Raw genomic sequence first — 12,784 nt, forward strand, 5'->3', positions numbered from 1 at the left:
CTCAAATGGCGAAACCGCGGCTGTGTCCAGCGAGATAGACGCAAGGTGCGGGAAGGTCTCTAGATCGGCATTCGGCATTCGGCTTTCGGAAAGCACGCTAACGCACACGCGCACTGCTAGCTATCCAAACGACCAAGCCGCGTTACGCGCCTGCTGTTACGACTCCCGAATCCCGAATCCCACCTTCACGACATCTCGTGACAATCCGCCCGCCGTACTTCCTCAACGAACTTGCGCATCTTGTGGCCGTCCTTGATGCCAGGCGCCAACTCCACCCCACTGGAAACATCCACGCCCCAGGGCAACGTGGCCACGATGGCGTCGAACACGTTGTCGGCGTTGATGCCACCGGCCAACAGGAACGGACGATGCAAGCCGGTGGGCAAGCGCGACCAGTCGAAGGTCTTGCCGGTGCCGCCGCCAGCGCCGGGCGCATGGCTGTCGAACAGAAAACCAGCGGTATTGGGATAGGACAATTGCAGCGTGCGCGCGTTGGCGTCTTCGCCATTCACGCCGCCGCTGCCCATCGGCACCGCCTTGAGATACGGCAGGTTGAAGCTACGGCAGAACGCGTCGTCTTCCTCGCCATGGAATTGCAACAGGGTCGGGCGCACGGTGCGCACCACTTCGCGCACTTCTTCTTTCGAATTGTTGCGAAACAATGCCACCACATCGACCATCGGCGCAGTGGCCTGGCGCATCGCGCGCGCCTCGGCCGGCGCCACGCGCCGGGGGCTGCCATGCGCAAAGATGAAACCTACCGCGTCCACACCCAGTTCGCCGGCCAGGCGGATATCGCCGGCGCGGGTCATGCCACAAAACTTGATACGGGTGCGGTACAGCGATCGATTCATTGGGTCACCTCAGCAGGCAGATGCCACTCTGCAGGATACAGAGGTCCGATAAATACCAGACCTTGTGGCGGCGCTGTCGGGCCGGCCACAGTGCGGTCGCGTCCGGCGAGCAACGTCGCGATCCAGTCGGCCGGCTGTTCGCCGGTACCGACCAAAATCAGCGAACCCACAATATTCCGCACCATGTGATGAAGGAATGCATTGGCCTGGACCTGCACCTCCACCACCTCGCCGAAACGCTGCACATGGATGGCCTGCAGGTGACGGCGCGCGTGCAAGGCCTGACATTGCACGCTGCGGAACGCGCTGAAATCGTTCTCGCCCAACAAGGCCTGCGCTGCGCCATGCATGGCATCGGCATCGAGCGGGCGACGCTCCCAGCTCAGGGTCTGCCGATACAGTGCCGGGCGAATCTGCCGATTGAGCAGGCGATAGCGGTAACGACGCGCGCGCGCGGAAAAGCGCGCGTGGAAGTCATCGGCGGCCGGTACGCACCAGCGCACGGCGATCGACGGCGGCAGGCGCGCAGTGGTGCCCAGCATCCAGCCACGCGGCTCGCGGCGTGCGTCGCTGTCGAAATGCACCACCTGGCATTCGCCATGCACGCCGGCGTCGGTGCGCCCGGCGCAGACCACCTGCACCGGCGCATCGGCGACCGACGACAAGGCCGCCTGCAGGCTGGCCTGCACGCTCGGCCCGCCATGCTCGCCCAACTGCTGCCAGCCCTGAAATTCGCTGCCGTCGTATTCCACGCCCAGCGCGTAACGCATCGGTACCTGCCCTATGAGTGAATCGATGAAATCTGCGTGGCGGTCATGCTGCCGCCATCGCCGGCGATGGCCAGCACAGCCCCGCCGCTGCAAAGAAGGTGAAGTGTACGAGCCGCATTGCCTGGTGGGTGCCGAGCCGCTGCGACGCGCGTGCGGCCTGCACGCAAGCGCGTGGTCAGTCGCCGGACGCGACGCTGCGCTCGGACCACACGGCCAACGTGGTGCCGCCGGGCTCGCGAAAATGAAACCGGCTGCCGCCGGGAAAGCCGAACACCGGCTTGACGATCTCCCCACCTGCAGCACGCACGCGCTCGATCACCGGGGCCAACGCGTCGGCATACAGCACAACCAATGGTCCACCCTCGTCCGGCGCTGGCGCGGCTGCACGGTAGAAGCCGCCGTCCAGGCGGCCATCGTTGAAGGCCAGGTAGTCCGGGCCGTAGGCCTGGAATTGCCAACCGAACACCGCTTCGAAGAACGCACGGCTGGCGTCCGGATCGGTGGAGGCGAACTCCACATAGTCGATCCGGCGCTCGCGTGCATCACTTTCCTGCGCGGGGAGGCGATCGATCGCCGGGCTCATGCCAGGCGTTCCAGCAGTTCGGCGGCTTCGGCGCGGGTGGCGTCGTCGCCGGTGGCGGCAACCTCCACCAGCAGGCCGCGCGCGGTGTCCTTGTCGCCCAGGTCCAGGTAGGCCACCGCCAGTTCCAGGCGATCGCGCCCGGCCGAGGCGACGTCCCGGCTGGCCGACGGGCTGGGCGCGGCACCCGGTGTCGCAGGCGAACCCTCGAAATCCAGGCTGTCTTGCGTGGCCACCGCGACTGGCGACGCCGCAGGCGGGACATCGCGGATCGTAGGCGCGACGTCGGCGTGGCTCGTCTCCACGGCTTCGGACGCCGGGTGCGGCGAAGCCTGCGCCTCGTCGACGGGCATGGTGTGCGGCGCCTGCGTTGCCGCCACCGGCGGCGTGGCACGCAGCGCACGCCAATCGTCGCTGTTGACCGCCGTGGACGCAGCAGCCGGTTCGGACGGCAGCGGCTCGCGACGCAGCACGTCCGATAACGGTTGGTGCGCGTCCTGGGCGCGCTCTTCGTCGCGCAGATCGGTCTGCTCGAATTCTGTCTCGTGCACCACATCGCGCTCGCTGGGCTCGGTGGTTTGCGTCGCCTCTTGCGGTTCGGCGGCCTGCACCGGCGCGCCAGGCAGGACGAAGTCGAACGGCCGACGCGGCAACGGCGGCAGCGGTGAGGGCTTGCGACGGCGCGCGGCCAGCCACGCCACCACGGCAGCGACGATCAACACCAGCCCGCCGATCAACCACAGCGGAAAACCGCCACCCTGTTGTGCGGTCGCAGGGGTTTCAGACAGGCGCTTCTGTGCGGCCGCCAGATCGCTGTCCTTCATGGCGATCAGCGCTTGCTGTTGCTGCCTGAGCTTTTCCAGATCCGCCACGCGGCTCTGCAGGTCCTGCAACTCCGCATCGCGGGTGGCAATGTCTTCCTTGGCCTGCTGCAACTGTTGATTGGCCGCCATCTCGCCCTCGCCTTCGGCACTGGTGCCGGACGTAATGCCGGCCTTGTTGGTCTGACTCGCCACTGCGGGGGCGATTTCGAGCCGCGCGCCGTTGCCGGCCGCTGCGCCAGGCGTAGCGGCCGGCGGCGTTGCGGCAGCGGCAGTGCCGGCTTCGGCAGGCTGCGGCACCGCCGATCGCGCCTGCCGCCACTGAGCGGCCTGCTCGCGCACCATGACCGCCGCTTCGGCCGCACCGACCTGGGCAAGCGCGTCTTCCTGCGGTGTGCGCAGCACCGCGCCCTGCTTCAGGCGGTTGATGTTGCCGTTGATGAAGGCGTCCGGGTTGGTGCGCAGCAACGCCAGCATGGTCTGGTCCAGCGAATGCCCGCTGGAACGCGCCACCCCCGCGGCGATCTCCGACAAGGTCTGGCCCGCGCGCACGGCCGGCAACGCATCGCCGGCCTGCGCGGCAGACGCAGCAGATGTACTGGCAGTTGCACGCGCGGCCGGTTCGGTCCTGGCATTGTCTTGCGCGGCGCGGTCGGCGACCGGCGCCGGCTCGCGTGCAATCGCATTGCTGGAACCGGCACGCGGCGCTTCGATGGCCGGCTCGGCGATCGCAGCCGCGGTGTTGGGCGCATCGACCAGGGCCGAATATTCGCGCACCAGCCGGCCCTGGCCCCACTCCACTTCGATCAGGAAGTTGATCGCCGGCTGGTCCACCGCCTGGCTGCTGGTCACGCGGATCACCGCACGCCCGCGCGCGTCCTGCGCGAACTGGAACTGCAGATTGCTGACCAGCCCTTGCGGACGCTCCAGGCCGACCCGCGCGAAGGTGGTGGCCGATGCCAGTGCCACGCGCGCGTTGTCGAGTTCGCCCGGCTCGTTGGAGATGACCGGAATCTCGGCCACCAGCGGTTGCCCGGGCTTGGACAGCACCCGGATATCGCCCAGTCCCAACGCCATTGCAGCGCCGCTGCAGGCCATCAGCAGCAACGCACCTATCCCTTGTATCGGACGCATCGCGCCCCCGCCCCTATGTTTCATGGGCATCAATATAGCCGCTGGATGAGCGAAAAAGTCGGTGCCGTGATGCAGAGCGCTGTAACGGCGACACTGCCGCAGTGCGGCATGCATGCGTGGCCAATGCATACCGGCAAGCGCTGATGGGCGATGACACTGCGCGAGGCATCAAGCGCGCAACGGCTTGTCGGCAGCTTGCGTGGTGCAACATCACGAGGCGCGTGATGCCACCTGTGGCGCCAATGGCGCGTCACCAGAGCCGGCAACGGAGTGCGCGAGCGGCGGGCGGCATGACTGCGCGACGCAAGCTGCAAGGTCCCTCGACGCGCAGGGCGTGCGATGTGAGGCGACACGCGCACGTGCGTCTGTCTGCAGGCGCGCGATGGGCAGCGCGCCTGCAGATTGAACTTTGGTTGAGAATCGAGCCGACTTCCACGCGCCGAACTGCACCCAGCCGGAGCGCTGGCGCGCGGTGAGCCTCTCCGGAAAGCATCGTCGCGCGCCGGCACGCGCCAGCACGTGCACGGCGGTCCAGAGCGCCGACCACACGTCGCGACCAGTCGTCCTGCGGGTACGGACGGCGCGCTCGGCACCGCAGTGGCCGGGTGATGCCTGCACCGGCCACGCCCGCATAGCGGCTGCGCGGTCGCTTTTATCGCGACCTTCAGCCTTCCTGTGCGACCAGTTCGGCCAACTGCACGGCGTTGAGCGCGGCGCCCTTGCGGATGTTGTCGGAGACGATCCACAGGTTCAGGCCACGCGGGTGCGAGAAGTCTTCGCGGATGCGACCGACGAACACCGCATCCTTGCCGGAGGCGTGCGTGACCGGCGTCGGGTAGCCGCCGGGAGCGCGCTCGTCCACCACTTCCACGCCCGGCGATGCCGCCAGCAGCGCGCGCGCCGCTTCCACGGTGATCTTGTCGCGGGTTTCGATCGCCACCGCTTCGGAATGGCCATAGAACACCGGAACGCGCACCGCGGTGGGGTTCACCTGGATGCTGTCGTCGCCGAGGATCTTGCGGGTTTCCCAGACCAGCTTCATCTCTTCCTTGGTGTAGCCGTTGTCCTGGAAGTCGTCGATGTGCGGAATCAGGTTGAAGGCGATCTGCACCGGGAACCGCTGCGGGTCGATGTCCTGGAAGCTCAGCAGCTCGCTGGTCTGCTTGCCCAGTTCTTCCATCGCCGAGCGCCCGCCGCCGGAGACCGACTGGTAGGTCGCCACATTGATGCGCTCGATGCCGTAGGTGCGGTGGATGGGGCCCAGGGCCACCAGCATCTGCATGGTCGAGCAATTGGGGTTGGCGACGATGCCGCGCGGGCGCTGCTTGAGCGCTTCCGGATTGACCTCGGAAACCACCAGCGGCACGTCGTCGTCGTATCGGAACGCCGACGAATTATCGATCACCACCGCACCGGCCGCGGCGAACTTGGGGCCGTATTCCTTGGACACGCTGCCGCCCGCGGAGAACAGCGCGATGTCCACGCCGGCGGGGTCGAACTCGGCCAGATCCTGCACATCGACCTTGCCGCCATTGAACTCCACCTGCCCGCCGGCCGAGCGCGACGACGCCAGCGCGTACAGGGTGGCGACCGGGAAGTTGCGCTCGGCCAGGATGCTCAGCATGGTCTCGCCGACAGCGCCGGTGGCGCCCACGACCGCGACGTTGAAACGACGGTTTTCGTTGCTCATGAGTTTGTCTTTATCGAAAGGGGAAATGAGGAAGCACTGCGCGCTGGGTTCGGGGAACCTCCAATGCTGGCCGCGGAGGTTCCCTATCGTTTGGTCGAGATGGTGCCGGTGACGCCGGCTTTTTTCGCATCCGCGCCGGTGCCGCCACGTTTGGCAGCGGCAACCGCGGCGGCGTTGAGCGCGCTCGGCGGATGGCCGGCATGAGGGCCTTTGCCCAGCGCAGCGATCAGGTTGTCCACCGCCAGTTGCACCATCGCGCGGCGCGTGGCCAGGCTGGCGCTGCCGATATGCGGGGTGAGCACCACGTTATTGAGCGCCAGCAGTTCCGGCCGCACGCGCGGCTCGCCTTCGTAGACATCCAGGCCGGCGCCAGCCAAACGCCCGTGGGCCAGCGCATCGGCCAGCGCCAGCTCATCGACGATGCCGCCGCGGGCGATGTTCACCAGTGTGGCGGTGGCGCGCATCTTGTCCAGCGCCGCCGCGTCGATGAGGTGGTGCGAGTCCTTGGTGTATGGCAACACCAGCACCAGGTGATCGGACTGCGCCAGCAGGGTGGCGAAATCCACGTACTGTGCGCCCAGCGCCTGTTCGGTGGCGGCCGGCAACTGGCTGCGGTTGTGATAGAGCACGCGCATGCCGAAGCCGTGCGCGCCGCGCCGTGCGATGCCCTGCCCGATCCGGCCCATGCCCAGGATGCCGAGCGTGCTGCCATGGATATCGGCACCGAGCATGGTCTTGAACGACCATTGCCCCCACTGCCCGTCGCGCAGCCAGCGCTCGGATTCGGTGATGCGGCGCGCGGTGGCCATCAGCAACGCAAAGCCGAGATCGGCCGTGGTTTCGGTGAGCACGTCGGGCGTGTTGCTGGCCAGGATGCCGGACGCGCTCAGCGCATCCAGATCCAGATTGTTGTAACCCACGCCGACATTGGCGATGGCGCGCAGCAGCGGCGCCGCTGCGATTTCGGTTGCGCCGATGCGCTCGTTGAGGGTGACCAGGGCGCCGTCCAGCGGTGCCAGTTGCGCAGCCAGCTCGGCCGGCGAATATGCGCTGACGCGCTGCGTGGTGGTCAGCTCGAAATGCTCGCCCAGCTGCGCGACGACATCGTCGAACAGCGGCTGGCTGACCCACACCCTGGCGCGACGGCCGTCAGACATCGACCTGACCGGGAATGCGCGGCGACACCTCACCTACATCGCCGCATTGCGCACGGTGGCGCAGCGCCTGGTCCATCAGCACCAACGCCATCATCGCCTCGGCGATCGGGGTGGCGCGGATGCCCACGCACGGGTCGTGCCGGCCGGTGGTGATGACCTCGACCACGCTGCCGTCGGCATCCACCGTGGCGCCAGGCAAGCGCAGGCTGGAGGTGGGCTTGAGCACCATCGAGGCGGTGACCGCCTGGCCGGTGGAGATCCCGCCCAGGATGCCGCCGGCATGGTTGCTGAGAAAGCCTTCCGGGGTGATCAGGTCGCGGTGTTCGGTGCCCTTCTGCGCGGCGCTGGCGAAGCCGTCGCCGATCTCCACGCCCTTGACCGCATTGATGCTCATCAAGGCCGCCGCGAGCTCGGCATCGAGCTTGCCGTAGATCGGCTCGCCCCAGCCTGCGGGCACGCCGCCGGCCACCACGTCCACGCGCGCACCGACCGAATCGCCGGATTTGCGCAGCGCATCCATGTAGGTTTCCAGCTCCGGCACCTGCGCGGCATGCGGCCAGAAGAACGGGTTGTCCTCCACCGCATCCCAGTCGAAACCGGTCGGGCGGATCTCGCCCAGCTGCGACAGGAACCCGCGCACCAGCACGCCATACCGTTGCTTGAGCCACTTCTTGGCGATCACGCCCGCGGCGACGCGCATGGTGGTTTCGCGCGCCGACGAGCGCCCGCCGCCGCGCGGATCGCGAATGCCGTACTTCTGCCAGTAGGTGTAATCCGCATGGCCGGGACGGAACTGCTGGGCGATGTTGCTGTAATCCTTGCTGCGCTGATCGGTATTGCGGATCAGCAAGCCGATCGGCGTGCCGGTGGTGCGGCCTTCGTACACGCCGGACAGGATCTCGATCTCATCGGCCTCGCGGCGCGCCGAGGTGTGCCGGCTCTTGCCGCTGGCACGGCGCTGCAGATCGTGGGTGAACTCTTCCGGCGCAATCTCCAGGCCGGGAGGGCAGCCGTCGACGACGCAGCCGATCGCCGGCCCGTGCGATTCGCCGAAGGTGGTGACAGTGAACAGCTTGCCGAACGAATTGGCACTCATGCGCGCAGGCTCATCGCTGCGCGGCCAGCTCGGCGATGCGGGCGCCGTGGGCGATCAATTCGCGGCATTCCACCGCGAAGATGCCCATCTGCCCGACCTTGAACTCGACCCAGGCCAGATCCACTTCCGGCAACAGCCTGACCAGGTGCTGCTCGGATTCGCCCACTTCGCAGATCAGCAAGCCGTCTTCGCTCAGGTGCTGCGGCGCATCGCGCAGGATCTTCAGCACCAGGTCCAGGCCATCGTCGCCGGCGCGCAGGCCGAGTTCGGGCTCGTAGGAATACTCCTGCGGCAGCGCGTCGGTTTCCTCGTTGGTGACGTACGGCGGGTTGGTGACGATCAGGTCGTACTGGCGACCGCCCAGGCCGCTGAACAGGTCCGACTTGAGCAAGGTGACGTTGTCGGCATGCAGGCGCGCCTTGTTTTCAGCAGCCAGCGCCAGGGCATCGTCGCTGATGTCCACGCCGTCCACATCCCACTGCGGGTTGTAGTGGCCCATCGCAATGGCAATACAGCCCGAACCGGTGCACAGGTCGAGCGCGCGGGTCACTTCACGGCCGCCCAGCCAGGGCTCGAAGCCGGCCTCGATCAGTTCGGCGATCGGCGACCGCGGCACCAGCGCACGCGCATCGCTCTTGAAACTCAGGCCGGCAAACCAGGCCTCGCCGGTGAGATACGCGGCCGGCACACGTTCGTTGATGCGGCGCTCGAACAGACCGAGCACCTGCTCTTTTTCCGAGCGCAGCAGACGCGCCTGGCCATAGGCCGGACCCAGATCGTGCGGCAGATGCAGGCCGTGCAGGACCAGTTGGGTGGCTTCGTCCAACGCATTGTCGTAGCTGTGACCGAAGGTCAGACCGGCTGCGTTGAAACGGCTGGTGCCGTAGCGGATCAGGTCGATGATGGTGTGCAGTTCGTCGGCCGCGGCGGCAGTCATGGCAACAACTAAAGAGGAATCGGCCCCCGATTATAGAGGTCGGATCGGTATCATGAGCGTCCGTTGCACTGGAAACCGCCATGTTCAATCGCAATACCGGCATCGTGCTGCTGGTGGCCCTGGCCGCTGGCCTGGGGATGTTGCTGGGCCAGAAGTTCCTTGGTGGTGCGCCCAGTTCGCCATGGCCACCCACCAAGACCATCACCTTTTATCCGCAGCCGCGCCCGCTGCCGCAATTCAGCCTGCGCCAGTCCGACGGCACCCAACTGGTTCCCGGCGAGCTCAAGGGGCACTGGACGCTGGTGTTTCTGGGCTTCACGTTCTGCCCCGATGTCTGCCCCACCACCTTGACCGATCTGGCGGTGGCGCAACAGCAATGGGAAGCCATTCCCGATGGCTTGCGCCCGCGTGTGCTGTTCGTGTCGGTGGACCCGCAGCGCGATCCGCCTGCGCGCCTGGGCGAGTACGCGCATGCCTTCCACAAGGACACCCTGGCCGCCACTGCCGACGTGCCGGCGCTGGAGCGCTTCGCCACCGCGCTGGGCTTCGTGTTCCAGAAAGTCCCGGGCAAGGGCTATGCGCAGAATCCCAACGACTACAGCATGGACCACTCCGCCGGCATCGCCGTGCTCGATCCGCAAGGCCGTCTGGCCGGCCTGATCCGTCCCCCGCTTGATCCGAAGGCGATTGCCGCCGACCTCCAACAGCTGACCAAGGTAACCACTCCGTGAGTCTTGTCACTTCCCTGACCTACGTGCTGCCGCACCGGTTGCTGTCCTCGCTGGCGCGCGCGTTGGCCTATTCACAGACACCGTCCACCAAGCAGTGGTTGATCGACACGGTGACGCGCAAGTTCGGTGTGGACCTGAGCGAAGCACAGGAGCCGGATCCGCGCGCCTACCCCACCTTCAACGCGTTTTTTACCCGCGCCTTGAAGCCCGGCGCGCGCGTGCCGGATGCCGACCCGGCAGCGTTGCTGATGCCCGCCGATGGCCGCATCAGCCAGCTCGGCCCGATCGAGAACGGCCGCATTTTCCAGGCCAAGGGGCAGTCGTTCACTGCTGCAGAATTGCTCGGCGACGAAGCCGCGGCAGCGCCGTTCAACAACGGCCTGTTCGCCACCGTGTATCTGTCGCCCAAGGACTACCACCGCGTGCATATGCCGTGGACCGGCACCTTGCGCGAAACCGTGCATGTGCCCGGCCGGCTGTTCAGTGTGGGCCCGGATGCAGTGCGCAAGGTGCCGCGCCTGTTCGCGCGCAACGAGCGGCTGGTGTGTCACTTCGACACCGAGTTCGGCCCGATGGCTTCGGTGATGGTTGGCGCGTTATTGGTCTCGGGCGTGGAGACGGTCTGGAGCGGCGTGGAGATTCCGCGCTATGGCGACCGCATCACGCGCAAGGACTATCGCGGCAAGGGCATCGTGCTGGAGAAGTTCGCGGAGATGGCGCGCTTCAACTACGGCTCGACCGTGATTGTATTGCTGCCGCCGGGTGTGGCCACGCTCGATGGCGGACTTGCGGCAGAAACATCGGTTCGTCTTGGTCAGGCACTCGCCCGTCGTCAGTGAATTGCAACGCGCCCTCGTAGGAGCGGACCTGGCCGCGACGAGGCGGTTCCGGCGATGCACCGCCCCTACGCGCGCGCGATCTTGCTCAGCCTCAAATTAAGAGCATCCGGCAAACAACATGGCTACTTGGACGGCTTCGTCGCGGCCGGGTCCGCTCCTGCCGCAACCAGGCTTGTTCCGACCTCGCCGCCATCGTAGGAGCGGACCTGGCCGCGACGAGGCACTCCCGACAACGCGTCGCACACCCGCGCGCCGTTTGCCAAACCTTCAATTGAAAACACGCTGCCCGTGCCGGCTAGCAAAACGGCGTTTGCGCGGCCTGACCTGCCCCACGCCAGTGGGTTCAGGCCAATGCGCACCGCCGTCTAAAGGGTGCCGCGATCAGCACGGCACCGCCAGCGCACGGTTCAGCGATCGCAACCGGCCAGTTTGATGCTCTGACCCGGCTTGAGCGCATACGACGGCGCCTTCAAGCCGTTGGCCTTGGCCAGCTCCTTGATCTCGCATTGGTATTTCTGCGCGACGCGACCGAGCGTGTCGCCCCGGGCGACGGTGTAGCTGCGCACCTGCTTGGCCTTGGGCTTGGCCACTGCCGGCTGACCGGTGGCGACGGTGGTCGGGACGCCCGCCATCTGGCTGACATCGCCCACCGCCACGCTGGGCACGTACTCGGGCGCGCTGCTGCTGCGCACGATCGCGCTGTTGAGATCGGCTGTGATCAGGGTGCGCGCCAGATCCGCACGCGGGCCATTGACGCAGTAACGGGTGTAGAGGTTGACGATGCGGTTGGTGGCATTGATGACCGTACCGGCCGGAATCCAGCCATCGGATTCGTAACGCGGGTTGAGATTGCGCAGCGCACGCATGTAGCCGTCGCGTGTGCCCATGCTGCCCAGGCAGATGGTGAGTTCGTAGATGGTGGTCGACTTGGCCAGCTTGAGCGTGGCCGGCTGCGCATCGAGCTTGGGGAAGTCCACCCCGTACTGGCGCGGGTGCAGGAAGATCCACGCCGCCGCGATCACCATCGGCACGTAGTCCTTGGTTTCGGCCGGGAACTGGTTGTAGACGTCCTGATCCCAAAAGCCGCGCCCGCCGCTCTGCGAAAACACGCGCGCGGCACGGCCTTCGCCACCGTTGTAGGCGGCCAATGCCAGCTCGATGCTGCGGTTAAGCCCGGCCATGCGCTCGTTGAGGTAGGCGGCGCTGGCTTCGGCGGCGCTGCGTGCATCGAAGCGCGTATCGAAGCCGGTGCCGTCCGGGCCCAGCCCGAAGCGACGTCCGGTGGCGGGCATGAACTGCATCAACCCGGCTGCACCAGCGCGCGAGCTGGCATGCACCTTGCCGTTGGATTCCTTGGCCATGATGCCGAACAGCAACGCTTCGGGAAGGCCGCGCTTCTGCCATTCCGGCCACATCACGCCGCGCAGGTTGCTGTAGTTCTCGTAGCTGGTCAGCAGCGCCGGGCGCATATCGGTGAGCCAACGCCGGATACCGGCCTGCACGGCAGGGTTGTACTGCACCATCTTGTCGAAGTCGTGGCGCTGGTCGTTGAGCAGCGTGGCGGCACGCGCGGCCTCGGGCACGCCGTTCGACGCCGGGCCGAGATGGTCCGGGTCGGCTTGCAGCAGGGTGTCGTCGTCCTCCGGATCTTCGGCGGCCGGCGCCTCGGCATCGGCGCGCGCCTTGAGCAGTCGCTTGTAGGTGGCCAACTGATTGGACACCAGGCAACCACGCTGCTTGATGCAGGCGTCGATGATGTCTTCCATGTCCTCCAGCGCGGCATCGCCTTCGGCAGTGCCCTTGGGGTCGGAGTTGTTCACCAGCACCAGCGCATCGCGATAGCGCTTTTCGGCGGCGGCCATGCGCGCATCGAGCGCGGCGGCCTTTTCCGTGTCGCGTTTGGAGACGGCGTGGGCGGCGGGGACGACAGACATCAGCGCCACCACGGCCAGGACAGGCCATGGGCGCAAACCAAAATGAGCGAGCGGCATCGTAGGCAGTACAGCGGAAAGGCAGGCAGGGTAGCTGCCGGGGCAACATCGGGGCAAGGCAGCGGGGCCGCCGGGGTCAGTGGGCCGTTAGCTTGGTGGGCGCGATCGATGCAGGCGACACCTGCAAACCGGCTCACCGCCGCGATGATTTGAGTGAGCCGGCGGCGCAGCGTGGCGTGTGCGT

Annotated in this window: 11 protein-coding genes; 2 read left to right on the forward strand and 9 right to left on the reverse strand. The window is 66.8% G+C overall.

Going from position 1 to position 12,784, the window contains the following annotated elements; genetic code table 11:
• Nucleotides 1-185: 185 nt before the first annotated feature.
• From J7360_RS07480 to prmB, 8 genes are all read right to left on the reverse strand, one after another.
• Nucleotides 186-854: a phosphoribosylanthranilate isomerase gene (locus tag J7360_RS07480; protein WP_022559508.1), complete on the reverse strand. Its 669-nt coding sequence runs from the start codon at nt 852-854 to the stop codon at nt 186-188.
• A complete protein-coding gene (gene truA, locus J7360_RS07485) occupies nt 851-1,624 on the reverse strand; it encodes a tRNA pseudouridine(38-40) synthase TruA (RefSeq protein WP_007973634.1) in 774 nt (257 codons plus the stop codon). The genes J7360_RS07480 and truA overlap by 4 nt, the downstream gene beginning before the upstream one ends.
• A 175-nt stretch (nt 1,625-1,799) precedes the next feature.
• Nucleotides 1,800-2,207, reverse strand: coding sequence for a VOC family protein (locus J7360_RS07490; RefSeq protein WP_007973636.1), 408 nt, complete (start codon nt 2,205-2,207; stop codon nt 1,800-1,802).
• On the reverse strand, nt 2,204-4,132 hold the full coding sequence (locus J7360_RS07495) for a FimV/HubP family polar landmark protein (RefSeq protein WP_209033660.1): 1,929 nt from the start codon (nt 4,130-4,132) through the stop codon (nt 2,204-2,206). The genes J7360_RS07490 and J7360_RS07495 overlap by 4 nt, the downstream gene beginning before the upstream one ends.
• Nucleotides 4,133-4,823: 691 nt before the next feature.
• Nucleotides 4,824-5,849 (reverse strand): aspartate-semialdehyde dehydrogenase, encoded by a 1,026-nt coding sequence (locus tag J7360_RS07500; protein WP_007962932.1) that lies wholly within the window; start codon nt 5,847-5,849, stop codon nt 4,824-4,826.
• Between the two features lie 83 nt (nt 5,850-5,932).
• Nucleotides 5,933-7,006, reverse strand: coding sequence for a D-glycerate dehydrogenase (locus tag J7360_RS07505; RefSeq protein ID WP_209033571.1), 1,074 nt, complete (start codon nt 7,004-7,006; stop codon nt 5,933-5,935).
• Nucleotides 6,999-8,102, reverse strand: a complete 1,104-nt coding sequence (gene aroC / locus J7360_RS07510) for a chorismate synthase (protein ID WP_007973642.1) — start codon at nt 8,100-8,102, stop codon at nt 6,999-7,001. The genes J7360_RS07505 and aroC overlap by 8 nt, the downstream gene beginning before the upstream one ends.
• Before the next feature lie 10 nt (nt 8,103-8,112).
• Nucleotides 8,113-9,039, reverse strand: a complete 927-nt coding sequence (gene prmB / locus J7360_RS07515) for a 50S ribosomal protein L3 N(5)-glutamine methyltransferase (RefSeq protein ID WP_209033574.1) — start codon at nt 9,037-9,039, stop codon at nt 8,113-8,115.
• A gap of 80 nt (nt 9,040-9,119) precedes the next feature.
• Between prmB and J7360_RS07520 the strand changes: the two genes are divergently transcribed.
• The gene (locus J7360_RS07520; RefSeq protein WP_209033576.1) at nt 9,120-9,770 is read left to right on the forward strand and encodes an SCO family protein; all 651 of its coding nucleotides are present in this window, start codon (nt 9,120-9,122) and stop codon (nt 9,768-9,770) included.
• Nucleotides 9,767-10,609 carry an archaetidylserine decarboxylase gene (gene asd, locus J7360_RS07525; protein ID WP_007963938.1) on the forward strand — a complete coding sequence of 281 codons (843 nt, stop codon included), beginning with the start codon at nt 9,767-9,769 and terminating at the stop codon, nt 10,607-10,609. The genes J7360_RS07520 and asd overlap by 4 nt, the downstream gene beginning before the upstream one ends.
• Nucleotides 10,610-11,016: 407 nt before the next feature.
• Here asd and J7360_RS07530 read toward each other — a convergent pair whose 3' ends face one another.
• On the reverse strand, nt 11,017-12,600 hold the full coding sequence (locus tag J7360_RS07530; protein ID WP_209033578.1) for a transglycosylase SLT domain-containing protein: 1,584 nt from the start codon (nt 12,598-12,600) through the stop codon (nt 11,017-11,019).
• Between the last annotated feature and the right edge of the window lie 184 nt (nt 12,601-12,784).

The organism is Xanthomonas sp. D-99, from assembly GCF_017746145.1.
Taxonomy (GTDB): domain Bacteria; phylum Pseudomonadota; class Gammaproteobacteria; order Xanthomonadales; family Xanthomonadaceae; genus Xanthomonas; species Xanthomonas cissicola.